The following is a 26,141-nucleotide window of genomic DNA, read 5'->3' as shown; positions in this document are numbered from 1 at the left end:
GGGCAAGACAATATGAATGGACAACGTATTTTTCCGGGCGTCCTGTTAATCGGGTTCGGCCTGTATTTTTTTCTTCAGCAATCCGCGTTTACGTGGGTAAAGCCATACCTTGGCTGGCCGGCTCTTTTGCTCATTACCGGTGTTGCTTTTCTTGTACAAGGTTTTAAAAGTGACGGCAGCGGTATTTTGCCCGGCGTTGTCCTTTCAGGTTTCGGCCTCCATTTTTATGTTGTCGATTATCTTGGCTGGTGGGCAAATGATACAGGTGTTTTTATTTTAATCATCGCTGTCGGTTTTTTATTGCAGCACCAAAAATCGGGCAGCGGTCTTTTAAATGGCATTTTATTTTTAGTGCTGGCAGCGGTCACGCTTTTCTATGGAACGGTAAAGCAATGGCTTGGCCCGGTTGGTTCCGTTTGGCAGTTTTGGCCGCTCATCCTTGTCGCCACGGGTGGATACTGGCTGTTTGTGCAAAAAAATGGCAGTTATACTCGTAAAAAATCATAAAAAAGCTGTCTCTGAAATGCCGGAGACAGCTTTTTTCTCATTTATTCTTCTTCATGACGTTCTTTTTTACGTAATTCTGCTTCATATTCTTTGTGTTCATACATTCTCTTTTTAACGGCTTTCCATACTTCGTCCTTGCCGAGACCCGTTTCAGATGAAAAAACAATAATGTCATCGAGTGGATCAAAGTCTAATGTTTCTTTAACGATTTTTAAATGCTTCTGCCATTTGCCTTTTGGGATTTTATCCGCTTTTGTCGCAATAACAATGGCCGGAATGTTATGATGCTTTAAAAATTCATACATCGCTACATCATCGACGGACGGCGCGTGCCGCAAATCGACGATATGAATACAGGCCAAAAGAGGTTTCCGGTCTGTCATGTACATTTCGATCATGCGGCCCCAGACTTCACGTTCTGTTTTGGCCACTTTTGCGTAGCCGTAGCCTGGCACGTCAACGAAAAACAGCGTGTCTTCAATTTTATAAAAATTCAATGTTTGGGTTTTGCCGGGCTTTGACGAAATGCGGGCCATGCTTTTACGGCCGATCATCCGATTGATGAGTGATGACTTTCCGACGTTCGAACGGCCGGCGAGTGCGAATTCCGGCAGCCCGTCTGCTGGGTACTGATGCGGCTTTGCGGCACTGATGACCAGCTCCACGTTGTTTACTTTCATGACTTGCTTCCTCCGATCGCGATATCCAGCACTTCATCCATTGTCGAAACTGGTAAAAACGTCAGTCCTTCACGGATGCTTGCTGGTACATCATCGATATCTTTTTCGTTATCTTTTGGCAAAATAATCGTTTTTAATCCGGCACGATGCGCACCAAGTGACTTTTCTTTTACACCGCCGATTGGCAGCACCCGGCCGCGCAATGTAATTTCCCCAGTCATGCCGACGTCACGACGCACCGGACGTCCAGTCAGTGCGGAAATAAGGGCAACCGCCATAGTAATACCGGCAGATGGCCCGTCTTTCGGAACAGCGCCTTCCGGAACGTGGATATGAATATCATGATGTTCATGAAATTCAGCTTCAATACCCAGTTCATCCGTTTTTGAACGGACGTAGCTGAATGCAGCTTGAGCGGATTCTTTCATCACATCTCCCAATTTTCCGGTTAAGATCAATTTTCCTTTTCCTGGCGAAAGGGATACTTCGATTTGCAGTGTATCGCCACCGACTGTTGTATACGCAAGACCGTTCGCAACGCCGATCTGATCTTCCGTTTCTGCCTGTCCATAGCGGAAAATGTGCTTGCCGAGGTATTCCTGCAAGTTTTTATCTGTTACTGTTACACGCTTTTTCTCGCTTGACACGATTTTCTTCGCGGCTTTACGGCAGATAGCGGCCAATTGACGTTCTAAGCTCCGCACACCTGCTTCACGTGTATAATAACGAACAATATCGCGAATGGCTTCTTCCTTCAAACGAATTTGATTGCTCGAAAGACCATTTTCTTTGACTTGTTTTGGAAATAGATGATCTTTTGCGATATGAATTTTTTCTATTTCTGTGTAGCCGGCAATCGAAATAATTTCCATCCGATCGCGCAATGGTCCAGGAATGGCACTTAAATCGTTTGCTGTTGCGATAAACATGACATTTGATAAATCGTATGTTTCTTCAATGTAATGGTCGCTGAAGGTATGATTTTGTTCTGGATCAAGTACTTCAAGCAGCGCAGATGATGGATCACCGCGGAAATCACTGGACATTTTATCGATTTCATCGAGTAAAAAGACAGGGTTGACTGTTCCTGCTTTTTTCATCCCCTGAATAATCCGCCCCGGCATCGCACCGACGTACGTGCGGCGATGGCCGCGTATTTCAGATTCATCCCGGACGCCGCCGAGTGAAATTCGGACAAAGTTCCGGCCGAGCGATTCCGCAATCGAGCGGACAAGGCTTGTTTTCCCCACTCCCGGAGGACCCCCCAGGCAAAGAATCGGACCACGCAGCGATTGGGTCAGCTGACGGACAGCCAAAAATTCAAGTACACGTTCCTTTACTTTTTCCAATCCATAATGGTCACGGTTTAAGACGTCTTCGGCCTTCATTACATCGAGGTCGTCTTCTGTTGCATCGGACCAAGGAAGTGTCACAAGCCATTCAAGATAGTTGCGAATAACGGCACTTTCAGCGGCGCTTTGTGGAATTTTCTCGTAACGGTCCAGTTCCTTCATCGCTGTTTTTTCCACATGTTCCGGCATATTCGCTGCCATGATTCGCGTCGTCAGCTCTTCCACTTCACCCGTTTTTCCTTCTTTATCACCGAGTTCCTGCTGAATGGCTTTCATCTGCTCGCGCAAATAATATTCTTTTTGCGTTTTTTCCATTGACGTTTTCACACGCTGGCCAATTTTTTTCTCCAAATTAAGTACTTCACGTTCATTATGAAGAAGTGAAATAAGCTGTTCAAGTCGTTTTTTAACGGAAAATGTTGCTAAAATGTCTTGCTTTTCTTTTACTTTAAGCGACATGTGTGATGTGACGATATCCGCAAGCCGCCCTGGTTCCTCAATATCTGCAACAGAACTGAGCGTATCAGACGAACCTTTTTTCGACAGCTTCACATATTGTTCGAATTGTTTTAACAGCATGCGCATAAGCGCTTCTGTTTCCGAATCTTTTGATGAGTCTTCTTTATGAACTTCGACGACGGCTTCGTAAAATGCTTCTTGATCCACAATGGAAATCAGTTTTGCCCGCTCTAACCCTTCCACAAGTACGCGAATTGTTCCGTTCGGAAGCTTGAGCATTTGTTTGACTTTTGTTAATGTACCGACTTCATATACGTCATCGCCAGCCGGATCATCCAAATCCGGGTCTTTTTGAGCGGATAAAAACACGAGCTGATCGTTCATCATTGATTTTTCAAGTGCTTCAATCGACCGATCGCGGCCCACATCCAAATGCAGCACCATCGTCGGGTACACGTGCATTCCCCGCAACGGTAAAAGTGGCACTGTATAAATTGTATCTGCCTTCATGACAAATCTCCCTTCCCAATAAGAAAAGCGCAAGGTGGCCGTACAGGTCCGACAGACGTAAGACGAACCGGCAGAGTGGCGCTCTTTGCCACACAGCCGTGACGGCTTACGACCTAGGGACTGGCCGCCTGAAGCTGGACATCGTCCAAAACACATCTTTTCTTCTCTTTCTTTTTTCCTATCTTAACGCAAACGCACAGACGCTGTCGATTGAAAAGAAGGGACAGCACCTGTTGAGGCACTGTCCCTTCCTAAAATCAACTGGCACTTATGCAGATGTTTTATCAGCAGAACCAACGTCATTTCCATTTTCGTCAAGAAGACGAGGTGGTGCAAAATCGGTCACTGTTTCTTTTGTGATGACACATGTTTTAATATCTTCACGCGTTGGCAGTTCATACATCACATCAAGCATGATGCTTTCAATGATGGAACGAAGGCCCCGCGCACCTGTTTTGCGTTCAATCGCTTTTTTCGAAATTTCGCTTAATGCCGCTTCTTCAAATTCAAGTTCCACATCGTCAAGCTCAAGCATTTTTTTGAACTGCTTGACGAGTGCGTTTTTCGGTTTTGTTAAAATTTCAATCAACGCTTCTTCATCAAGCTGTTCAAGGCTCGCAATAACCGGAAGACGCCCGATAAACTCTGGAATCAAACCGAAACGCAGCAAATCTTCGGGAAGAAGCTTAGAAAGAAGGGCCTTGTCATTCACTTCTTCTTTTTTCTGATCAGAGCCGAATCCGATCACTTTTTGACCGAGACGACGTTTAATAATTTGTTCAACACCATCAAACGCTCCGCCGCAAATAAAGAGAATGTTCGTTGTGTCGATTTGGATGAACTCCTGATGCGGATGTTTTCGGCCGCCTTGTGGCGGAACACTCGCAACTGTTCCTTCTAAAATTTTCAACAACGCCTGCTGAACACCTTCACCGGATACGTCACGTGTAATAGACGGGTTTTCCGATTTACGTGCGACTTTATCAATTTCGTCGATGTAAATGATGCCTTTTTCCGCTTTTTCCACGTCGTAATCTGCTGCCTGGATTAATTTCAGCAAGATGTTTTCAACATCTTCCCCAACATATCCTGCTTCTGTTAATGACGTTGCATCGGCAATCGCAAATGGCACGTTTAGAATACGCGCAAGTGTTTGCGCCAGGAGTGTTTTTCCACTTCCCGTCGGACCGATCAAGCAAATATTTGATTTCGCGAGTTCCACATCGTCAATTTTGCTGTTTGAATTGATGCGTTTATAGTGATTGTAAACAGCAACAGCAAGCGATTTTTTCGCACGCTCTTGGCCGATGACATATTCACCTAAAATTTCACGGATTTCTGTCGGCTTCGGTACATCTTTAAATTCTACTTCTTCTTCTGTACCAAGCTCTTCTTCCACGATTTCTGTGCACAGTTCAATACATTCGTCGCAAATATAAACGCCTGGGCCCGCAACGAGTTTCCTCACTTGGTCCTGCGATTTTCCGCAAAACGAACATTTCAACTGTCCTTTTTCTTCATTGAATTTAAACATCTGGTTCACCCCTTATGCTATGTTGGTGCAGCCGGAGCCATTCAGCAGTCCGCCTTTTAACTGCGCCGTAACTAAGTTATGTATCGCATTGTAGCACACTTGCCACAAAACAAAAACGAAAAAGCGTTTTTCGCCTGTTTATAGGTAGAAAACAAGGCACGATCACGTCGCGCCCTGTCAGTGTGTTCTTTTATTTATTATGCACCAGTCTTACTGTTTTCCACAAGAAATTCGACTGCTTTACGGATTTTCAAGTCTGCTTTCATGCCTTCAAGGCTGCCAAGCGCTTTTTCAACGTCTTCTTTTGAAAGGCCGAATTGCTCAGACATTTTGCTTACTTCAGCATCGACATCTTCATCCGTCGGTTCAAGATTTTCTGCTTCCGCAATTGCTTCAAGCGTTAAGCTTGTGCGCACGCGTGTTTCTGCATTTTCCTTCATTTGGGCGCGAAGATCTGCTTCTGACTGACCTGAGAATTGGTAGTACAAGTCAAGATTCATTCCTTGCATAGAAAGATTTTGCGTGAACTCTTGAAGCATACGATCGATTTCAGAATCGATCATCGCATCCGGTACGTCTGTTTCAGCATTTGCTACCGCTTTTTCAACGAGGTCGTCACGAAGCTTTTGCTCAGAAGCGCTTTTCTTTTGCTCTACAAGACGCTCCTGCAATTTTGCTTTCAACGCATCAAGTGTTTCCACTTCTTCGTCTGTTTCTTGCGCGAACTCATCATTCAATTCAGGAAGCTCCTGTGCTTTTACTTCGTGAAGTTTCACTTTGAACGTTGCCGGCTTACCTGCAAGTTCTTCTGCATGATATTCTTCAGGGAATGTTACTTCAACGTCTTTTTCTTCGCCTGTTTTCATCCCAATTAGCTGCTCTTCAAAGCCAGGAATGAATGTGCCTGAACCGATCACAATTGAATAGTTTTCGGCTTGCCCGCCTTCGAATACTTCGCCATCAACGAATCCTTCAAAGTCAATTACAACTGAATCTTCATTTTCAACCGCGCCGTCTTCTTTCACAACAAGCTCCGCATGGCGTTTTTGAAGATCTTTTAATTCATTTTCAACGTCTTCATCTGTTACATCTGTATTATCTTGTTCCACTTCAAGGCCTTTGTAGTCACCAAGTGTAACTTCAGGCTTCACTGTAACTTTCGCTGTAAAAATGAATGGCTTGCCTTTTTCAAATTGCTCAACATCAATTTCAGGACGGTCAACCGGATCGATGCCTGTTTCGTCAATAGCATTTTCGTATGCTTCCGGAAGGATCGCATCGATCGCATCCTGGTAAAGCGCTTCTACGCCAAAACGTTGTTCGAACAATGGACGAGGCATTTTCCCTTTACGGAATCCTGGTACGTTAATTGTTTTAACGACTTTTTGGAATGCTGTGTTAAGACCTTGGTTAACCGTTTCAGCATCAACTTCAACTGTTAATACGCCTTGGTTACCTTCTAATTTTTCCCACTTTGCTGACATAAAAAATTCCCTCCAACAATCTATTAATAAATATGAACGTTCGTCCTATGTATATTCTTATTGGATATAAAAAGGACACAATACGACTTTTACATTATACCATACAGACACTTTCTTTCAACTAAAAGGCTGAAATTTCATCGAGTTCCTGCATGAACGCCCATGCTTGATCTATATCGGGATCAATTTTGTTCATTTCAACAGGCTCATACAGTTGGTTGATTTTTAATACGATCGCTTCTGCCCACTTTTCCGACGAAATGTCCGGATCAAACGGATGAAGCAGAAATTGATACTGCTTGGTCAATTCAACTGCCTGCGCGAATAAAGCGGGGTTATTTTGCCCGGCAGTTTTCTCTAAGCACTGTATTACTTCAAGGAAAAATGGCCCATTGAATGCTTCATCAGTAATAGCCGGGATCACCTTTTTTTCAAAATGAAATTTCCGGACCGTCACGTTTTTGGCTGTTCCCATTTCCCTCAGCAGCCCGAGCGCCACCGTTTGAATAAATGGATGCTCTGTTTGGTCTCCCGCTATGTGAATCAGCTCTTCTTCAAATGGAGCAGCGTCAAATTTAGCCAGTTCAGACAGCTTCATCATCTTATCCTGGATAGAATCTCCTACTTTAAACAGGGAATCCTGCTGCTTTGCACTCATTCGGTCGGCCAATGCCTTTAAATGGGCAAAATGCTCGTACCGGTCCGGCGGCAGCCCTTCTTCGAGCAGGACAGATAATGTGTCCGCAACTTCCTTGTAACGTCGCTTTTGAATGAGCATGAGGACATGTAAATCAAGCACGTCAAAATAATGGCCTTCCCCGGCACGAAGCATCTCGCGTGACAAATCAATTCCCGCGTCGTGGCTGCCGCTTTCATGATAAGCGATCAAAAGTGCCATTTTAATCTCTTCCTGACGCCCTTCTTCAAAACGGAGCGCTTCCGTATAGAAGCGAATCGCTTCATCAAACCGCTTTTCTTCCAGTGCCTGCTGTCCTTGCTGTTCAAGCCGGGCTGATGTTCCAGGAAATTGAACAACATTGCCGGATTTCGCCCGCTTTTTTTTCTTCATTATTCTCACCCGCCCGTAGTTCTTTAGTTGAAGTGTAGCATGGCGTTATTCGATTGAACAGAGAAAACAGTTGCTCTTCGCCCGTCCGCCTGTCATGCTTAAGAAATGAATATGAAAAAGAAAAGGAGATCGAGTCATGATCGAAGTAAAAACATCTACATTAAGCGACGGCGAATTCAACCGGGGTGTCTTTGCCACGCGTGACATAAAAAAAGGCGAAATGCTTCACGAAGCGCCGGTTATTCCGTATCCAAACGACCAGCACGTCCATATTGAAAAAACGCTTTTAGCCGACTATGCATTTGAATATGGGGCAAACCACACGGCAATGTTATTAGGGTATGGGATGCTGTTTAATCATTCTTATGAACCAAATGCAACGTACGATATTCATTTTGAAAGCCATTCGTTTAAATTTTACGCCTACCGTGACATAAAGGCAGGCGAAGAAATTTTAATTAATTATAACGGTGACGTGGATGACGATGCTCCGCTTTGGTTTAACGACGACAGCCTTGAACAATAAAGGAACTGACCGCTTGCAGCTGGACAATACCACCTTCTCTTTTGAAGGTGGTTTTTTGCACAGAAAAAAGACAATCCGCACCATAACGTGACAGATTGCCTTTTTGATTTCTTATGTATGATGTCCCAGGAGGGATTCGAACCCCCGACCGACGCCTTAGCTTACCACTATGGCTTTCGCCACCATACACAGGCATCTATTGATGTTGCTATACATTTTCAGTTTGGAAGTGATACGGTCATTTACCGAACTTTGACCGTTAATCGGCTTTCTTCTATTATATCCGTAGATTAGGAAATAAACAAATTTGAAAAAGGTATTCTTTAGATAATAAGTTTGCATCTTATTAAAGCTATGCTCTCAGGCTGCTCAGCAGAGCGTCAGGGACATAGACAGCCCTCAAAGCGGCATTGGCATTGGTCTTCTCTTCATCGACAAAGCCGTACACGCTGTCCTCCTCGATCTTACTGAGTGTCTGCCGGATGAAGATTCGTTTACCTTCAAAGTCGATGGCACTCCTCTATAAATCAAGAACCTCTTCCACACGCATAACTATCTAAACCGAAATACTGAAGCCAATAAAATGCCTTCTTTGTTCTGTTTTTATTCTAATGTTTGTCCATAAACAATTTCATGAAATTGTTTCATTATATTATCGAATACTTTAACACTTGGTTGTTCCATCCATTCCGTAATCAATCGTTCGTATGCCTTCTCTTGCATTTCACTCCATTTTCGTCTTGTGATGAATGCATGGACATTGACGCATAATGGAACTATATTTTCAACATGGTAACCATATTGAGGGTATTTACTTTTTGGTAACAAATGATGCAAATCTATAGGGTGTAAACCACAATATCTGCACTTTGTCATATCTTATAGAAGTTTTTCCAATCCATGTCCTTTACTCCTTAGTTTTAATGATAATATCTCATAAATCTAAAACCCACACTCCTGAACCATCTAAAGGTTCAAATAAGAAGCAAAAAGTCCATAAGCATGAGTTACTCAGAGTCACAAATTCTACTAATTTATTTTGAAAATATTTTTCTTATGCCACTTAAAAAACACTTTATTTTCAGAATGAATCTGTATCTTAGCCATTGATACCAAGCCATATAGCGGATAATCTTCCTCGCGGATCACTGAAGAAACATGCAAACGTCCCTGACCATCAAGGGCAATCAACCCTCTATCATAAAGGGCATCATGATTACAACAAAGTAGAACGCCGTTATATGGGTTTAAACGTTCTGCGTTTGTACTGTCTTTCCAGGGTTTTGAATGGCTTGCTCTTAGTAATTCAGGCAAGTTTATACCGCATAGAGCACATTTACCTTCCCATAGGGGCATTAAGTCCTTTCTGAACTTTTGCTGACCCAATCGGATTTTCGTTTTTATTTCAGATTCTGTCTCAGCAATCACTGGAATTAATGTATTGTGTTCTGTTCTTCTTACATCATCAATGGACAATTCCAATTGTTCTTTATCTACTTGATAAATATTTAACTCGCCAATTAGTTCGAGTAATTTGATGGCTAGTTCTTCATTACATGGGTATAAGTAGCCTTGGTTCCCATTTGCATCATCCTGGAATGGTGAGTATTTGACAGGCAGCAGCGGTAAAATTTCTTCAAATTTGTCACGAACATTAACCGCTCTATCTAATTCATGATATTCTAAATTCACTAGATACCCTTCACTTTTCCGTTCATTGTGACTTTGCAAAGCATCGGGTTTACTAGCTACTTTACAGTCCTCTTTGGCAATGCTAACAGCAATGATATTCCCTTTTACATAATGAAATACCAGATCCCCTTTTTTCATTTCTGCCAATCGTCTCCATGAATGTTGCACATTCCCCCCTTTGTCTTGTTGGAATGACCAAATAATTCCTAAATCTTTTTCCTCTTGATAAGTACGACCTTGCATAACAATAAAGCTATTCAACTTACTTCCTCCTAAACCACGTACGTGTATTGATATTTTCATTTTACATTAAATGTTCTATTGAATTAACATGGTCTGACGTTCGTTCTAAAAAAGCAAAAAAAGGTTAATATATGCGGATGATCTCAAATTATCATTAATCTGAGATTACCGATATATCACCTTTTTTTCCAAAAACGTCCCAGATAGGAATCGAACCTACGACCTACAGCTTAGGAGGCTGTTGCTCTATCCTGCTGAGCTACTGGGACATATAAACATTAATATTTATGGGTTTGTTGGATTTACTCTACCCTATTTTTGTTCCTTTGTCTCACGGCTATCCTTTAGCAGTGTCCTACTTTTCTACCCTTATTTTATCATACAGCAAGTCAAAGTAAAAAGGCAGTTGTTTAAACTTAGCTGTCTTTTAACATATAAAATTACAATCGTGCTCATGTTCATGCAGTCCTCATAAAAATCACCACCTGTAAACCCAGTTATACCAAGGCTTGAGCGACTTAACTCCTTCACTGGTCACCACTATGGTCACTGCCCTTGAACAATTCATCAAACGTGCCTGCCGCTTCAAGCTGCATCGATGGTAATACGTGGCTGTATGTGTTCAATGTGACAGTTACGTTCTTATGACCAAGTCGCTCCTGAATGATTTTCGGATTGACCTTATTTGCTAGCAAGAACGTGGCATGTGTATGTCGTAGATCATGGAGACGGATATTCGGAAGACCCAATTGCTCGACAGTCACTTTAAAACCTCGTCTAAAGTTATTTGGGTGCACCCAGTTTCCGTTCTTCGTGCATACAACCAAATCATATGGAAGGTACTCGTCTGCCAGCACTGATCGCTCCCGAATGATATGCTCATGATGTGCTCTTAGGCTACTCAACAGAGCGTCAGGGACATAGACAACTCTCAGAACAGCAATCTCTTCCCTTCATCGACAAAGCCGTACACGCTGTCCTCGTTGATCTTACTGAGTGTCTGCCGGATGAAGATTCGTTTCCCTTCAAAGTCAATGTCACTCCACCGCAAGCCAAGAACCTCCCCCCATACGCATGCCCGTCTGAATGGAAATACTGAAGCCGATAAAGTGTCTTGTTAAGTTTAACAATCGCTGAGGAGCGTCTAAAAACAACATCATCTCATCCGCTGTCCATACTCGAAGCTTTTTTGGCATTCTTGGCAAAGAAATGTCGTCTAACATTGACTTATTAAGGATGCCTTTCTGAGAAGCCTTATAAAGCACTTCTGCAACGATGCCATAAGCAGCTCGAATTGTCGCTGGAGACAGCTTACGTTCTTTGTGGAGTGTCTGAATAAAGGTCTGAATGATTGATTCACTGAACTCACCCATTCGCACATCCCCAATATAAGGCACAATGTTGTAGCGGATTTGCTCTTCATAATTTTGAATCGTACTCGGCTTTAATTTGACTTTCTTTGCTTCAAACCACTGGGCAAGATACTTTTGAAACGAGAGCCTTAGTATGCTTAATTCCTTTTCTTCCCTGACTTCAACTTGAAGCTTAGCAAGCGCTAACTTTGCTTCATGTTTTGAATCAAAACCTCTCCGCTTTAGCTGCTTCCTTTTGCCTGTCATTGGATCTTTACCAGTATCTAAACCAAAAAAATATTTTCCTGTTTTTGCATCTTTCTTTATTACAGTCATCATCATCACCTGTATTCTATAGGGATGTGATTAGTAATCTGCATAGCTTTAATTTTAGCATCCTTATACTTTTTTTGTAAATTTAAACCTATATTAATTTACTTTAATCATCCTTCTACTCAATCAATTTAACCTATTTCGATACCATTATTATTGTAATTCCTCTAAAATTTGTATTACTATTTCAAATTTAATGGTACTATAATCCTTATGAATATATATGGAGGTTTTTATTTATGGCTCAAGGTTTCACGAAAGGTTTTTTAACTTGCTTACTCGGTATAGCAGTGGTTGGGGGGACTGGTTATTTCAGCTACAACATGGGAACTAGTAAAGCTAAGACTACTACTCAAGCTACTGCTACGGTAAAACAAGATGTATCTCAAGAAGAATTAAACAAGACTACTCTTCCATTCGAAGAAGAAGACCTTAAAAACCTAAACAAAATATCTGTTGATCCATCCATGAAGGAAGAAGGTCGTAATGCTGTATTTGTTGAAAAGAATGACGGCACTGAAGAGCTGATTACTGGAGATGCTCCACATTACTCTTTTTCGCCTGATAAAACGAAAGTCTTATTATTAGAAACACCGTACGAAGATACTTATCAAAGCCTGTATACCTATGATTTTGTTTCTGAAAATCTTAGTGAGGAAATTTCTCCTGAGAAAGGAAAAGTGGTTGAGGATCAACAGACTACACCAAAGTCTGCTGTATGGTTAGATAATCGATACATTTTAACCGTTATAGGCGGCTCTTATGGCTCCGCTAACATTGGTGGTACCCTTTGGATTTACGATACAGAAGAAGATAAACTCGCACAGGAAGTTCCTTTTGAAATAGGCGACAAAGCAGTTGATTTTTATGTAGAAAATGGGTATGTCATTTGCCAAGGAATAGAGTATATAGATGATAATTTCGATGAGTATGAAGAAGTTTCACAAATATACTACATAGCAGAACTGTTAGATACGGTGCAATAATTACTTCTAAATAAAAAAGGCAGTAAGCTACATATAGGCTTACTGTCTTTTTTACAATATCATTATAATATAGTCTCTACCCTGTCAAGGGCGGGTCACATATCATCTATGGTTACCTCATGTTGCCGACAGTAGCTAGAAACTCTTCATTTACAGGAGTTTCTAGCCTCTCTTTATTTTATTTGTTATTTCTAATATTCAGAAATTATCTTATGTTTGTTGCCACATGGATGCCACAGAGTTGGAGCTGGACATGAAATGTGGAGTTCTCTCTTTGTAATGTTTATGGATCATCACCTGTTTTAGTCGAGTGTATGTTACCTGAATTTTTCTGGCTAAATAAGAAAAGCTACCCTGTTGGTAGCTTGGTCGATGTGTCTGGTTCCCCTTTAACACGAAAATAATAAATTCTATATGATGTGAGGTCAAATTGTAGTCTAGTAAGTAAAACTTGCGTCGATAGATATAGCCGAGTCTATCTATCCACCTTTATAACGCCATTTTCTTAGTCTTCCTCATATAGTTCCGTATATATCATGCTGCCCCTAGTATTCTTTCGGCTCTTCGATGTCGAATCCATCTTTAAGAATGAACTCCTTAAGCAAATTATGTACTCTTATGTTGATCTTAAATGGTGGTATTTTTGCATTTTCCATTTTTTCGAAATACTCCTTTGCCTTGTCTTTATCTACACTAGCCTTTAAATAATCGAAGCGACCGAACTCATTGATACTCGCCTCAGTTACATTTGCAGCCATGAGATTGCGGAGTTTCTTTTCATCCACCCCCAAGAATCGAGAAATACTTTCGATCTGGTCATTCTTTGCCCTAAATTGATATTCAGTGATATAATCCCTGAAGGTTTTACCACTTTCCAACCTGGCATTTCCGCTTTCTACGTCATGAAGGAAGATGTTTGCATACTTTTGTTCTTCCTGCGTCAATATAGCGAATGACTTATGCAAATCATCAAGCGTCTGCCGCAATTCAGCTACATCTATATCATCATGTGTAAGGATTTTCAGAAATTTTTCAAAGCGCAAGTTCATATAGTCCGAATCGATTTTTCCGGTATCAATCTCCGTTAGGTAACCTTCAATCTCGAAAGGAACATCGTCGCCGCCACCACCGCCGTTACCGCCGAACAGCTCTTTATAACGCATCGCCAAAACCAAATAGGTGTTTTCATCTAGTTTCATTTCGACTTTAGTCTTTGGCTTTCCACGGCCATGGCTGAACTCATACATTGACTTATTCCATGTAAAGCCTTGAATTTTTGCAGCTTCCAGATAGTCATTGAATAATTTGAAGAGTGATGCAAATTTCCCACGCTCCGAACGGTCATCCGGCAGCTTTTCAAAGTTAGGAATCCCGGAACGGGTGAACAGCTCGCTGATGTCATCAAAAATTGCATTCAGCTTGTTTAGATTGTACTCAAGCTTTTCTACAAATAATCTAATAGGCTTATCACCAGAATAGGTCTTCACAGCTTCTTCTATGTTTTGTTCCATCGTATGCGGATACCTGTAGTATCGTATGGTTCCAAAACGTTTTTCCTGGCCAAAGAGACGATTTGTACGAGAAAATGCTTGGATGATATTTTCATACAATAGTTCCTTATCCATATAAAGCGTATTTATCCACTTGGAATCAAAGCCTGTAAGCATCTGGTTGACCACAATCAGCATATCGAGCTGATTTTCCGGCGTTCTTTCTAGAAATTTATATAGATCTTTGTGAGCAAGCCGTGAAGCAATGTCTTTTTTTAGCTTATCGTAGCTCTTCAGACTAAATTTCTGCTCATATCTAGCGTTGTAATCCTCGATTATTTCAACTAGACCATCCTCCTTAAAGGCAACTCCTCCGTTATTGTCGATGTTTGGGTCAAACAAGCAGGTAACCTTTAATGTGGGCATAGCTTTTTTTATCTTCCGATAATAACGGATTGCCTCCGGGATGCCACTTGTAGCAAAGATTGCATGGAACTTGCTATTATGACTTAATCTCACCCAGTTATCAGCAATGTCCGTAACAATCATGTTCTGATGTTCTTCAGTTTGATATTGGGATTTCGGCAAATAGTCCTCTATACCTTTGACATAATTTCCGTGATCACCTGTAAATCCGGCCATTTTCACTTGAGAAGAATCCATGTATTTATAATAGACTTCCTTCTTTTTAGGATCAGCAATGGCTTCTTCAACTGTATTCGCTTTTGCCTGCAACAAAGCAACAGCCTGCCGAACATCCCTATCTCTGAAGGTCAACACTTTGTAAGGGTCAAATCCAAGGACATTCTTATCACGAATACCATCCGCAATGCTGTATCTATGCAGCTCGTCTCCGAAGATGGTTGATGTTGTGTTCATATTCTTTTGGTTTTCATCCTCAATTGGCGTTCCTGTAAATCCAAAGAAAACTGCAGACGGAAAAGAGTCCTTTATATCCCTGAGCATGCTTCCGAATGTAGAGCGATGCGCTTCATCGACAATAAAGACGATTCTCTTGGAACGCATCATCTCAATATCATGAGTATTTAAGCCGCCCTCTTCATCTCTAATATTGCTCATTTTCTGGATAGAGGTAACAATGAGAGTATTTGTCGGGTCTTCGCTTTTAATTTTTGAAATTAAAGTAATTGTGTTTTCCGTTGCCTGAACTGACTCATTTTCATCTGCAAAACCTTGATACTCTTTCAAGGACTGCGTTCCGAGTTCAATTCTGTCCATCAAGAAGATAACTTTATCCGCATCTTTGGAGTTTGCAATCAGCTGCGCCGACTTGAAACTTGTCATCGTCTTGCCGGAGCCTGTGGTATGCCAAACATATCCGCCAAGCTTGTCACGCCCATCCCAGTTGGTTTTAGAAACGCGGTCAGAAATGGCGTTTGCTGCATAGTATTGATAGCTACGCATGACTTTCAGTACACCATCTGTATCATCGGCGACGGTGTAAAAGCCGATAAGCTGGTGTACCCTCGGAATGGAAAGAAGTGAAGAAGCTATATCTTTCCAGTCATTGATAGGCTCGTTATTAAAATCTGCCCAGTGAAAATAGAAATCCTTATTGAATTTCCCGTCCATTCCGGGATTGGCGAAATAAACTGTTTCTGCCGGTTCCATAGCAACAAAGATCTGAATCAGCGAAAATATGCCGGTAAAAATCCCTTCATGGGAATATTTTTCAATCTGGTTATATGCCTGACTAACTGAAACACCGCTCCGCTTCAGCTCAATGTGAATAACTGGCATACCGTTGATCAAAAGCATCAAATCACCGCGACGATCATTTAATATGTTGGACTTGCTCTTAAATTTTGGCTGCTGTGCAATTTGATAGCGGCTTTGTCCCGCAGCGATTTCACGTCGGTCATAAATCTTGAGGCTGACCTCTTTCCCGAAGTGCAGAGTGTCATAGGGATTATCACGGGTAATGGCAACAGTTCTACCATTGATAAAGCCGTTTAGTTTTAAAGGCGTCCGCAGTGTGGTGATCTGCTCCATTATCTGTTGCATCTCTCCGCTTGTCAGAGGGTAATCATTCAAACGGTCAATACCTCTGTTGTTTTCAAAGAGAATATCTGCCCAGTTTTTCAGCAAATATTCTTCAGTGGGATACTTCAGTACCTCAGGTTCCCAGCCTTTATGAGAGAGTACCTCAATTAAGGCCTCTTCAAAATCTAATTCTTTGCCAAAGACCATTTCGCGTTCACACCTCCTATACAAACATTTTTTCGAGCATTGATTTCTTGATATTTTTCAACTTTTCCAACTTACGCTGATGGAGGGTGATAAGGTGGTCAAGACGATGAAAGAATAACGTAATCTTTTCTTGTTCAGGCAACAAAGGAAGAATTATCGTTCTTTTTTTCCAATCTTCAACATCAAATACCAGCTTTTCTATATCAACTCCATATGAGCTGAGGAAAAACTGCTTATACATATTAGGCCGTTTTGATATTAGAGTCCAATACTCAGTAGTGATGTTTTTGTTTCCAATGGCTACTAAGTATTCATTGGAAACAATTGACTTATCAAGGTTTTCCGGCACTATTCCATTTGCACCATGTATCACTTGTCTCTTTGAAATCAAATAATCTCCAGATCTAATTTCAAAATAGTTTTTGACTAAAATGTCTTTGCCCTTGAGATAGCCCCTGGATACGATTCCCTCATTACGACGTTTCACCGTAACAAGCTGATACTCTTTATTATCTTCCATTTTGATAGGGCGTTGCTTCTGTTTTAGTACATCTCCAACCTTCCACTTTTCCCAAGAATCGGTGAATTCAGCAAAGCGAATTTCTGGAACATCGGCTCCATCCTTCGGAAACATTTTTTCGAGCATGGATTTTTTGATGAGTACCAACTTGTCATGCTTACGCTGCTGAAGGGTGATAAGGTTGTCCATTTCTTTTAAAAATGCGCCTATTTTAACTTGCTCATCATATTTGGGAACATTTATTTTATATTCTGCAAACTCCTGTGCATTAACTCCTGGTTGTCCAGAACGCTGAGATGTAATACTGATATACTTTTTGTATCCATTTGATAGTGTATTTTGAAATACAAATTCTCTGTCATATTCCCGTTTAATTCTCGCTCTTATGAGAAATCCTGCATAGTACACTAAACCATCAGAAACATTGTAAATATAGGTTTTTCCAACACTAGCTCCAGTTCGGGCAAATAAAATATCACCATTCTTTAGTTTATAATTATCTGCATTACTAAGGTCGATATTGGGAGAAGTCAAATTTTTCTCAAGGAATTTTCTTGACTCATCATCAATATCTGTTATTCGAATATATTTGTTTACTCCATCAAAATCTGTAGCCGCTGCATTTAATCCATATTCAAAAGATTCACTCAAATCCCCCAACTTAAGCTGTGCCCAAGCATCAGTGAATCCAGTAAAGCGAATCTCTGGTTTCTTATCTTTTTCAGCCATATCATTCACCCTTTAACAGCGCTTGGAACTCGCTGAGACCTTTCATATCAAACTCATTGCCGCCGAGTTTATCAACAAGCACCGAGAGAGTAGACTCGGTTTCTTGTATCTCCGCTTCAACCGCAGAGTATGTAGCAGCGTATTTTTTAGAAAGGACTTTGATTTTGTCTATCAGAATATGAATGACCGCGTTTGGAAGCTGACTAATACTTTCAGTAAGCGGAAAAATCCATTTTTGCTCAAGTAGTTTAAGCGCCTGTTCGTCGGAAAGCGATTCTATAGTTTCCTTTGTTTTCATATGCAATACTGCCGCATCCTCTTTTACCTTTGCTTTTACTTCTTTTTCCTCGTCCATCAGCTTGCTTATTTTTACAATTTTTGCTTCGAAGGATTCTTCCTGGAATTCAAAATTGGATTGAAGATCTGCTATATAAGCAGTTACTGTTTTCTTGCTATATGTGCCATCTTTGTTTACGGCCATATTGGCCCACACTACATCGTCGTGTGCGTTGATAAAGGCAAGTTTATCGGCCTTTTTTGAGAGTGCAGCATAAGCGTTTAGAGCCTTAATTTCCTGGGTATCCACGCCAGCATAAATCTCTTTAAGTTTAACACCGATTTCTTTTGCGACAAACACATCGCTGGAATCGTTTGTCAAACTTGATTCCTTTTCTTCTTCGGAAAGCGAGTCAAGTATTTGATCATATTCAGAGGAGATTTCAGCAAGACGGCCTTCTATTTGCATAAGTGCTTCATATTCACTCAAAAGAAGCGTCCGCTGTACTAGTTCAAACGGAATAATATGACCGATCCAACCAACCTGTACCTCTTCCTCCTTGCCGTCCTTCTTCTTGACAACCATGTTGGGGTTAACCTTTTTAACAGCGTTGAAGCCCTCTGTTTGAATTATTTCTAAGTCAACAGACGTTTTTGCCCACTCGTCATCAAGTAATTGATACGCTTCGTATCTGTCAATAAGCCGAATGGAATCAAGGCGGGCGAAAATGTCAGCACTCAAAACAACTTTTTCTTTTGAAATATTGAGACTCGCCATATTCGTTATCAGCTCGCTTTTCAAGTAACTGTTAAAGTCCCCGAAACATCTCATAAAATTAGAAATAAAGTCCTTTACGGCGGGATGCTCATTGACAGTCTGTTCAATGTTGCCGACCGCCAACTCAGCATACGGAACTACTCCTTGTGTAAACAGTACCTCTTTTAATCCTGGAAAAGCACCCCAGTACTTGCTAAGTTCAGCAATTTCGCTAATAGGAATGCCGCCGAACATAGAAGCATAAAGGTCCCATCTTTCTGCTCCTACAGAGGAATCAACATACCTCGGAATATTCAAGTTGTATTCGTTTCGGCGAATTTCCTCACGGCTGACCTTCCGTGAAAATTTGCCAATATTAGCTCTGGTAGTTACGACATCAACGATCTTTTTAATATCAGATGCTCTGAGCTTATTGTTCTTGCCAACTTTAATAAAACCTTTGGATGCATCAACAATCAAAACATCGGTATTCTCACGCTTTTGCTTCAAAACCATGATGATTGTCGGAATGCCGGTTCCAAAGAAAATATTAGAAGGAAGTCCGATGATTGCATCAATGTTATTGCCTTCAATCAGATTTTTTCGAATTTCACCCTCTTCACCGCCACGGAATAAAACCCCATGCGGGAGAACTATTGTCATGATGCCATCCGGCTTAATATGGAACAAGTCGTGGAGCAGGAAAGCATAATCGGCTTTTGATTTCGGAGCGAGCCCAAAACGTGAGTAGCGAGGGTCTGTTTCTTTATTACCTGACTCCCAATGCTGTGAGTAGGGAGGATTGGAAACAACTGCATCCACATAAAGCGGATTGTATGTTTCAACTGGGTTAGTTTCATCAAAGTACGGCCAATCATCTTCCAAAGTGTCACCGTTGCGGGTAATGATATTAGCCGGACGGATGCCACGCATAACTAAATTCATACGAGTAAGGTTGTATGTATTTTGCTTCAGTTCCTGCGCATAGTATTTAATGTTGTTTTCATTATCAATATGCTTTGCAACTGATCGACCGATGTTTATCAAAAGGGAGCCTGAACCGCTCGTCGGGTCATAAATTTCGATTTCCGTTCTGTCCTTCAAATGATCTGCAACAATTTCGGACATAAGAAGAGATACTTCATGTGGCGTGTAAAACTCGCCTGCCTTTTTTCCAGCATTAGCAGCGAACATGCTAATCAGATATTCATATATGAAGCCAATAACATCGTAGTCCTGCCTGCCATCCATAGGAATATCTTTGATCAGATGAATCAGATTGCTGATAGCTTTTGTTCGAGATGCGGAACTATCACCAAGTTTACTTAAACCCGTCTGCAGGGTATTAAATATACCCTCATATACCTTCTTATCAGATGGGTTAATCAAACGGTCGAACGCTGACAAGGCATCCGTAACATTAGACACATCAAAATCTTTGCCCATTTTGATCCAAGTCGAGAATAAATCCTTGTAGGCAATAAAGTATCCTACCTCTTCACGAACATACTCTACGGTTTCTGTATCGTCTTCAACAAGAGCCTCAATGTCTTCCTGGGTAGAGCCTAGTTCTTTTAGTTTCTTTACCTCATAGTCTGAAAGGTACTTGTAAAAAATGAAGCCTAAAATGTAATCTTTATATTCATTGGCCTCAATTTTTGAACGCATTTTATTAGCGGATTCCCATATTTTCGTAGCAAGTTTTTGCTTATTCATGATGCTATTTATCCTCTCTTCATACTTAATATATTTTTCAAACAACATGGTTGTTTTCTTTCATTCTTCAAACTATTGCACTTTGTTTTTGTTTACCATCTCCATTATATCACCAATATTCAGTAGTACCTATTCAACGTAAAATCCTCTCAAATTTAAAAGCCGCAGGTAACCTTGCTGAGACATATGGGGAAATTTTTAAATCTAATGACCGTGTAGCTCACTTATTCGAGTTATACGTGTGTAACAAGGATAAATTAAATAATAATAAATATACGAAAGCAAGAAAAAAAGCACTGATGTAAACAATGCTTTTTTGCATTTGGAGAACCATATTCATCAGAATCCTTACTCTAAACTAATTCTTTTTGATCGTCGGTCTACAACTTCCATTGCAGTTTGAATCAATCTTTCAAAACGAATATCATCATAACTTCGAAAAGCAATCATATCCCGAGTATCAAAATCTAGGTCAAATTCACTTGTATATGTTTTAATGTGATTCCCAGGAACATACCCAGAGCCACTTCTGCGGAACTGTTGAATTATTGCCACACCTCTATAATAAACGCTAGTCCTACCACCTGCATTTTCCTTAGGGATCAATTTAGGGTATTTGGATATAATTGCCATTCTACCTTCAAATGTACTACTCATTAGAGATGACCTCCATCCTATTTATTTTATTGTGATAAAAATACATAAAATGCCCTTCTATAATAGGAAGGGCATTGTCTTTTATAATTATAGGGTTAGTCCAAAAAATCTAGTGATAGTTGTTAATGAAGCTACAGTTCCTATTGATGTTTTTAAAAAGCCAAGGAGCTTTTGTGCCTTAGACTTGTCTTTATTTTCAACGGCCTCTTTTAATTGCTCAGCATTATACTCAGCTTGTTCCCTTTGTGATTGCTCTGATATTTTCTTTATTTCATCAAATAATTCTTTAAATGCCTTTTCGGATTCTTCTTTTGTGATATTCTGGGACTGAACAACGTTGTCAGCCTGAATAGCATTGTTTCCACTAAGTTTAGAATTATTAAAACTACCTGTAATCTTTCTCTGATCCATATGGCCATCCCCTCCGTTATATTGATTTTGATTTATTATTTGAATAAGAAAACAAGGTGACTGGCTTGTCAATTTGTCTATAGCCTTTTCAGATAATAATCCATCTATTAAGATGTCTTGCAACGATTGAGGTTGTCCAATTAAGTTAATTGGAGGGTCTTCTGGTTTAGATGGCTTTTTTTTTATTGCTGTTTTGATAAACGCTTTATAATCTGGATTAATTTGAAAAACCGGAAAAAAGTCTGACGGTCGTGGCTCGAATTCTTCCCCGCATTTACAATCATATTCATCCAGTACTTGTTTTTCTATAGTTATATCCAAAGTTCTATAACAATGTGGGCATCTTAACTCCCATTTTAATTGTAATTGATCTCCATTTCCAGATCTCTCTAATAAGTAATTAAATGCCTCAACCGAGGAGATACCCAGATGTTTAGCCAATGCGGAAGGATAAAACCTTTCGACCCTGGTTGTAGCTAAAGTTTCAATGAATGTGTCCATGTTCTTTCTCAATTTATAAATATTAGCCATCTGAGCACCTCCTCTCCTTCTGTTTATCCAGGACAGTTCCAATAAAGTTAGGCGGGTGTTGCTGTCAGTCCTAAACAAGCAGCATCAAAATAATCAATGACTCGTCTATATTGGCTGATGTAATCGTTCTGATCTTCGAATATCAGCTCATCCTCGGACATCTCACGGTCACTTGTATAGCCTCGGTGTGCTTCATCGACAATAATAAAGTCATATTGTCCCACACTCGGCATTCTCTTGTCTTCACTGTAGAAAAGTCGATGAACCATTCCTTGTACAGTCGCAATGTGTACCCTTGTCATGACCTCAGGTGACATATCTTCTAGTGACTTTACGTCATAGATGCTTGAAAAAGGAAGTCCTTCTATTTCTGTATCTTTTAACGCATTTTCTGTCTGTCTGCCGAGTGCTTTACGGTCAACTAGAAACAGGATGCGGCGACTCTTCTTCGCTTTGATCAAGCGGTACATTAGCGCAATAGCGGTTCTTGTCTTTCCTGTTCCTGTCGCCATCGCCATAAGCATTTTTCTCTGTCCTTCTTGTAATGCTTTTTCAGCAGCTAATACCGCATTCTGCTGGTAAGGTCTCAAACCAAACTTAGTAATATCCTCTTCTTGCAACTGCTCATTTGCCGCTTCGTCATCTTGACTCAGAAGCAGCTGAAGGTCCTCTGGAGAGTGCCAGCCTTCGAGCGGACGAGCATGCTCCGTCAGCTTCCGAGAGTCCCAGAACCATATCCCAGACTCTTCCTGCAATTGTCGTAAGAATGGTCTACCGTTTGTGGCATAGAGAAATGGAACTTTGTAGTCCCCTTTTGTTGGTGTGAGCTGTTCATTTTCAATTGACGCTATGTTCTTGGCATATGTTTTCGTTTGGCTTTCTAAAACAGAAGGTACATTTTTATGCTTTGCTTTCGCTTCTATTAACCCTACAAGCTGCAAACCAATAAATAGTGCATAATCTACTCGACCGCTTCCCGCTTTCCACTCGGCAATTGCCATATTTCGATTTTTTTGCGGCAGTGTGCCCTTTGTGTAGTGGTTCAATCCATTCGTATCCACTTCCCACCCTGATAAGCGTAACTTCTCATCAATGATCGTACGTGTTTCCGCTTCTGTTAGTTGCTGACGACGAACGAATTTCTTTGATATCTGCTTACGTTCTACCTTTGCATTAGGTTGCTCCAGCTCTGCTTTTTGTCGAATAGCTTCTAGCTCTTCTTCTAGCTTCTTTACCTTGTTGTCATACTCTTGTTGAAGCAAATCGATTTTATCTGTCTCTAGCTGCTCACTATATTCAACATACTCAGGTGCTTGGAAACTCCAGTCGCCGTATACTTCCATGAACCAGACAGACATGCGAAAAGCTATATGTAACATCGCTTTCGCTTCTTCAATCTTTCCATAGTCCGCTTCATGCACTGCTTGATTCCCTTTGCGACGCAGTGTCTCAAACATCTCAATTAATTCAGGCTCTAATATCCCTTCTCTTCGAAGTGTATTAATACGATCTACTTGAGTTGTGCCATACGCTTCTCGAATATTCTCAGAAGCTAGTATATATTTTGTCATTGTCTCTGCAAATAAACGCAGTTTCATTAATGTTGTATGTGGATCAATATGAACATTTCGTTCCGCTGTTTCTCCTAGATTAGCCAGAACAGTCCATCTCTCAAGAAAAAAGGCAAAGTTGCTTTTCAAAGCCATCACCACTTTAGCTATTATTTTAAGGTTATTATAGTAGAATTTTGTCACAAAAGGTATAATCAAGTAGAAAAGGAGTGGGGTTTTTTGAAAATCAAATGGGTTAAAATATCTAATTTTAGATCTATTACAGATACTCAAACATTTTACTTAAATTCCGAATTATCTATTTTAGCTGGAAAAAATGAATCTGGAAAATCTAATATACTCAAAGCTTTAAAAGCATTTGGGGATAATGAGTTTAATGAAAATGATTTTCCTCAACATTTTACTGGAGAACCTAAAGTTGAAGTATGTTTTAGTGTTTCTACTCACCTGTTAAGTGAAATTGATGAAGATATAGTTATTGATACAACAGACGAATTTGTTGACTTAATTGTTGAACGAAATGCAAATGGAGATGAGCTTTTTAATAGCGATGTAACAGACTCTTTTATAGATCGACTCCAGGATGATATAATTGATTTAAAAAAAGAGCTAGTAGACATTGTTAAGCAATTTGCTGATTCCCTGGATGCTTCCTTTAGCATGGACGTTAGTAATCAAGATTTTCTTAGTAAGTTAAAATTGGAATGGGGAAAATTAACAAGTGATTGTGAGCTATCTGAAGAAAATCAAAATACTATCGAAACTGTTAATAAATTAATAAATGATTTAGCAAATAAGGCAAAGAAAGAATTGAATATTTTCGATTCTTTAGAAGATTTAATCCCTAACTTTATTCTTTTTGATTCATTTAATGATATTCTGCCAGACACTATTCTTAAAGAAGCTGCAAAGGAGAGTAATATAGTTAAAAGGTTCTTCAAATTAACTGACTATTCCCTAGAAGACTTAATAGAAGAAGAGGATGGAACAAAAAAACTTACTATCACAAGCAGAGTATCTGCAAAAGTAACTGGAAATTTTGGAGAATACTACAGGCAGAATGATATCAGACTTAACCTAAATATGGATGGAGAAAAGTTGCATTTCCATATTTATGATGGAAATGGGGATACGCCATTTAAGCCTAATCAGAGAAGCCAAGGATTTCAATGGTTTTTATCATTTTTCCTTACTATGAATTCAGAAATGGATGATAACTCAATAATATTGGTAGATGAGCCAGGGCTTTACTTGCATGCTAAGGCACAAAATGACATATTAACCCTTTTGGAACAAATCAGTTCAAAACAACAAGTTATTTTTACTACTCATAGCCCATATTTAATAGATGCTAATCGTCTAGAGCGAGTTAGATTAGTAAATAAGAATGAACACCAAAATACATTGATCGAGAATAAGATTCATAGGGGGGCTGACAAAGATACAATGACCCCTGTAATCACTTCTATTGGATTGGATTTAACTAGGGATTTAACAATTTCATCTGGATATACAGTCTTAGTTGAAGGAATTTCAGATTATTACTACTTGAATGGTCTAAAAGAAATCCTAGAGAAAAGTGGTTATTCCTTAAAAGATGTTCGATTCATACCTAGTGCAGGTGTTAGCAAGATAACAATCCTAGTAAGCTTATTACTAGGTTGGGGTGTAGACTTTAAGGTATTAATTGATAACGACAAAGCAGGTAATCAAGCAAAGAGGCAGCTAATTCAAGACTTTAATCTTGAAGAAGATAAAATATGCTTTGTTAGTAATATTGCTGGAAATGCAATTGAAGATGTATTTTCAGATGAGGATTTTAACACTGTAGTCTTGGAAGATTTCAAAGATATGGTAAGAACTGGCGTGAAAAATTCAACTAAAGTTAAATTCGCTGACAAAGTTGTAATCTCCAAAAAATTCATGGAAACTAAATGTGACGTTGAATTCAGCGAACTGGGCGAGGAAACTAAAAGTACAATAACGGACTTATTTAAAGCATTAGACTTAATCAGTTAATAACTCCATTACAACAGCCGTCAATACAATTTAGTTGGCGGCTGTTGTATTAACTAGATGAAAGTCTTTCTTCTCTAGTAAGTAATAGCTTGTTTTATTCCTGCTTTTCCAATCCATCCAGCAATGCCTCAAGCATCTCATTTAACAATATTTGTTTAAAGCCTCGTCCTCTTCTTTTGGCTACTCTATCAAGACGAGTATAAAGATCATTACGAAGCTGAAACGATAAATCGATCAGAGACAAATGTAACTCCATTTCTCCTTACAATACCACCACGAATATTCATTCATCAATCCAATCCTCACTTAAAGTTTTCATTAGTTAAAGCTGCTAAATAAAATCAAGGTTTCATTCAATCGTTTCCTAATGATACAAGTTGAAGGCTAATAGTATTATCTTCTACAAATAATTCAACTTCGGTCTAAGGGTGTGTTGCTGCCGCTCTTGCTGCAAAAAGGTGGTTATTTGGTGTTAACCACCCCCTCTTTATTGTTTATAACGAGAAGCAGGTTATAAGACATTTTT

At 40.1% G+C, this 26,141-nt stretch carries 18 protein-coding genes, 1 tRNA gene and 1 pseudogene; 4 read left to right on the top strand and 16 right to left on the bottom strand.

Features of this window, described 5'->3' with window-relative positions:
* Window positions 1–12: 12 nt before the first annotated feature.
* Complete coding sequence (locus tag VQ00_RS03335) at window positions 13–507, top strand: hypothetical protein (RefSeq protein WP_046178645.1); 495 nt, start codon at window positions 13–15, stop codon at window positions 505–507.
* A 41-nt stretch (window positions 508–548) separates the two neighbouring features.
* On the opposite strand, the gene yihA is transcribed toward VQ00_RS03335, so the two are convergent.
* The 5 genes from yihA to VQ00_RS03310 all read right to left on the bottom strand — a co-directional run bounded on the left by yihA (window position 549) and on the right by VQ00_RS03310 (window position 7,595).
* The gene (gene yihA, locus VQ00_RS03330; protein WP_046178644.1) at window positions 549–1,187 is read right to left on the bottom strand and encodes a ribosome biogenesis GTP-binding protein YihA/YsxC; all 639 of its coding nucleotides are present in this window, start codon (window positions 1,185–1,187) and stop codon (window positions 549–551) included.
* Window positions 1,184–3,508 carry an endopeptidase La gene (lon, locus tag VQ00_RS03325; protein WP_046178643.1) on the bottom strand — a complete coding sequence of 775 codons (2,325 nt, stop codon included), beginning with the start codon at window positions 3,506–3,508 and terminating at the stop codon, window positions 1,184–1,186. The genes yihA and lon overlap by 4 nt, the downstream gene beginning before the upstream one ends.
* 268 nt (window positions 3,509–3,776) lie before the next feature.
* The gene (clpX, locus tag VQ00_RS03320; RefSeq protein WP_046178642.1) at window positions 3,777–5,042 is read right to left on the bottom strand and encodes an ATP-dependent protease ATP-binding subunit ClpX; all 1,266 of its coding nucleotides are present in this window, start codon (window positions 5,040–5,042) and stop codon (window positions 3,777–3,779) included.
* Window positions 5,043–5,239: 197 nt separating this feature from the next.
* Window positions 5,240–6,526 carry a trigger factor gene (tig, locus tag VQ00_RS03315; protein ID WP_046178641.1) on the bottom strand — a complete coding sequence of 429 codons (1,287 nt, stop codon included), beginning with the start codon at window positions 6,524–6,526 and terminating at the stop codon, window positions 5,240–5,242.
* 121 nt (window positions 6,527–6,647) lie between these two features.
* Window positions 6,648–7,595 carry a hypothetical protein gene (locus tag VQ00_RS03310; protein WP_046178640.1) on the bottom strand — a complete coding sequence of 316 codons (948 nt, stop codon included), beginning with the start codon at window positions 7,593–7,595 and terminating at the stop codon, window positions 6,648–6,650.
* A 136-nt stretch (window positions 7,596–7,731) separates the two neighbouring features.
* Here VQ00_RS03310 and VQ00_RS03305 point away from each other — a divergent pair, with 136 nt between their 5' ends.
* Complete coding sequence (locus VQ00_RS03305; protein WP_046178639.1) at window positions 7,732–8,121, top strand: SET domain-containing protein; 390 nt, start codon at window positions 7,732–7,734, stop codon at window positions 8,119–8,121.
* A 1,029-nt stretch (window positions 8,122–9,150) separates the two neighbouring features.
* On the opposite strand, the gene VQ00_RS03295 is transcribed toward VQ00_RS03305, so the two are convergent.
* The 4 genes from VQ00_RS03295 to VQ00_RS19015 form a co-directional block, all read right to left on the bottom strand.
* On the bottom strand, window positions 9,151–10,074 hold the full coding sequence (locus VQ00_RS03295) for an HNH endonuclease (RefSeq protein ID WP_046178637.1): 924 nt from the start codon (window positions 10,072–10,074) through the stop codon (window positions 9,151–9,153).
* A gap of 177 nt (window positions 10,075–10,251) precedes the next feature.
* Window positions 10,252–10,325: transfer RNA gene (locus VQ00_RS03290), tRNA-Arg, on the bottom strand.
* Between the two features lie 258 nt (window positions 10,326–10,583).
* Window positions 10,584–10,913, bottom strand: a complete 330-nt coding sequence (locus tag VQ00_RS19020; protein ID WP_245618002.1) for a site-specific integrase — start codon at window positions 10,911–10,913, stop codon at window positions 10,584–10,586.
* 180 nt (window positions 10,914–11,093) lie between these two features.
* A complete protein-coding gene (locus VQ00_RS19015; protein WP_245618017.1) occupies window positions 11,094–11,750 on the bottom strand; it encodes a tyrosine-type recombinase/integrase in 657 nt (218 codons plus the stop codon).
* Between the two features lie 230 nt (window positions 11,751–11,980).
* Here VQ00_RS19015 and VQ00_RS03280 point away from each other — a divergent pair, with 230 nt between their 5' ends.
* Window positions 11,981–12,727 carry a DUF4652 domain-containing protein gene (locus VQ00_RS03280; RefSeq protein ID WP_046178636.1) on the top strand — a complete coding sequence of 249 codons (747 nt, stop codon included), beginning with the start codon at window positions 11,981–11,983 and terminating at the stop codon, window positions 12,725–12,727.
* Between the two features lie 545 nt (window positions 12,728–13,272).
* Here VQ00_RS03280 and VQ00_RS03275 read toward each other — a convergent pair.
* The 6 genes and pseudogenes from VQ00_RS03275 to VQ00_RS03250 form a co-directional block, all read right to left on the bottom strand.
* Window positions 13,273–16,428 carry a type I restriction endonuclease subunit R, EcoR124 family gene (locus VQ00_RS03275; protein ID WP_046178635.1) on the bottom strand — a complete coding sequence of 1,052 codons (3,156 nt, stop codon included), beginning with the start codon at window positions 16,426–16,428 and terminating at the stop codon, window positions 13,273–13,275.
* 16 nt (window positions 16,429–16,444) lie between these two features.
* Entirely contained in the window at window positions 16,445–17,677 is a 1,233-nt protein-coding gene (locus VQ00_RS17940; protein WP_046178634.1) for a restriction endonuclease subunit S, read from the bottom strand.
* Between the two features lies 1 nt (window position 17,678).
* Window positions 17,679–20,426 carry a type I restriction-modification system subunit M gene (locus tag VQ00_RS03265; RefSeq protein WP_046178633.1) on the bottom strand — a complete coding sequence of 916 codons (2,748 nt, stop codon included), beginning with the start codon at window positions 20,424–20,426 and terminating at the stop codon, window positions 17,679–17,681.
* A gap of 348 nt (window positions 20,427–20,774) precedes the next feature.
* The gene (locus VQ00_RS03260; protein ID WP_046178632.1) at window positions 20,775–21,083 is read right to left on the bottom strand and encodes a hypothetical protein; all 309 of its coding nucleotides are present in this window, start codon (window positions 21,081–21,083) and stop codon (window positions 20,775–20,777) included.
* Window positions 21,084–21,170: 87 nt separating this feature from the next.
* On the bottom strand, window positions 21,171–22,025 hold the full coding sequence (locus tag VQ00_RS03255) for a hypothetical protein (RefSeq protein WP_046178631.1): 855 nt from the start codon (window positions 22,023–22,025) through the stop codon (window positions 21,171–21,173).
* A 50-nt stretch (window positions 22,026–22,075) separates the two neighbouring features.
* Window positions 22,076–23,725, bottom strand: a pseudogene (locus VQ00_RS03250) (DEAD/DEAH box helicase family protein); the annotation flags it as partial.
* 90 nt (window positions 23,726–23,815) lie between these two features.
* On the opposite strand from VQ00_RS03250, the gene VQ00_RS03245 reads away from it, so the two are divergent.
* Window positions 23,816–25,615, top strand: a complete 1,800-nt coding sequence (locus VQ00_RS03245; protein ID WP_046178630.1) for an ATP-dependent nuclease — start codon at window positions 23,816–23,818, stop codon at window positions 25,613–25,615.
* 94 nt (window positions 25,616–25,709) lie between these two features.
* Here VQ00_RS03245 and VQ00_RS18405 read toward each other — a convergent pair whose 3' ends face one another.
* Window positions 25,710–25,871, bottom strand: a complete 162-nt coding sequence (locus VQ00_RS18405) for a hypothetical protein (protein ID WP_156153951.1) — start codon at window positions 25,869–25,871, stop codon at window positions 25,710–25,712.
* Window positions 25,872–26,141 lie beyond the last annotated feature (270 nt).

The sequence above is a fragment of the Domibacillus tundrae genome (genome assembly GCF_000970675.1).
Taxonomy (GTDB): domain Bacteria; phylum Bacillota; class Bacilli; order Bacillales; family Domibacillaceae; genus Domibacillus; species Domibacillus tundrae.
This window is presented reverse-complemented; position numbering and strand designations above follow the sequence as displayed.

Coding starts and splice junctions, on each gene's coding strand:
- VQ00_RS03275 (WP_046178635.1), bottom strand. CDS start 16,428: ATGGTCTTTGGCAAAGAATTAGATTTTGAAGAGGCCTTAATTGAGGTA.
- VQ00_RS03265 (WP_046178633.1), bottom strand. CDS start 20,426: ATGAATAAGCAAAAACTTGCTACGAAAATATGGGAATCCGCTAATAAA.
- VQ00_RS03310 (WP_046178640.1), bottom strand. CDS start 7,595: ATGAAGAAAAAAAAGCGGGCGAAATCCGGCAATGTTGTTCAATTTCCT.
- lon (WP_046178643.1), bottom strand. CDS start 3,508: ATGAAGGCAGATACAATTTATACAGTGCCACTTTTACCGTTGCGGGGA.
- VQ00_RS03255 (WP_046178631.1), bottom strand. CDS start 22,025: ATGGCTAATATTTATAAATTGAGAAAGAACATGGACACATTCATTGAA.
- VQ00_RS18405 (WP_156153951.1), bottom strand. CDS start 25,871: ATGGAGTTACATTTGTCTCTGATCGATTTATCGTTTCAGCTTCGTAAT.
- VQ00_RS03280 (WP_046178636.1), top strand. CDS start 11,981: ATGGCTCAAGGTTTCACGAAAGGTTTTTTAACTTGCTTACTCGGTATA.
- VQ00_RS17940 (WP_046178634.1), bottom strand. CDS start 17,677: ATGGCTGAAAAAGATAAGAAACCAGAGATTCGCTTTACTGGATTCACT.
- clpX (WP_046178642.1), bottom strand. CDS start 5,042: ATGTTTAAATTCAATGAAGAAAAAGGACAGTTGAAATGTTCGTTTTGC.
- VQ00_RS03260 (WP_046178632.1), bottom strand. CDS start 21,083: ATGAGTAGTACATTTGAAGGTAGAATGGCAATTATATCCAAATACCCT.
- tig (WP_046178641.1), bottom strand. CDS start 6,526: ATGTCAGCAAAGTGGGAAAAATTAGAAGGTAACCAAGGCGTATTAACA.
- VQ00_RS03335 (WP_046178645.1), top strand. CDS start 13: ATGAATGGACAACGTATTTTTCCGGGCGTCCTGTTAATCGGGTTCGGC.
- VQ00_RS03305 (WP_046178639.1), top strand. CDS start 7,732: ATGATCGAAGTAAAAACATCTACATTAAGCGACGGCGAATTCAACCGG.
- VQ00_RS19015 (WP_245618017.1), bottom strand. CDS start 11,750: ATGATGATGACTGTAATAAAGAAAGATGCAAAAACAGGAAAATATTTT.
- yihA (WP_046178644.1), bottom strand. CDS start 1,187: ATGAAAGTAAACAACGTGGAGCTGGTCATCAGTGCCGCAAAGCCGCAT.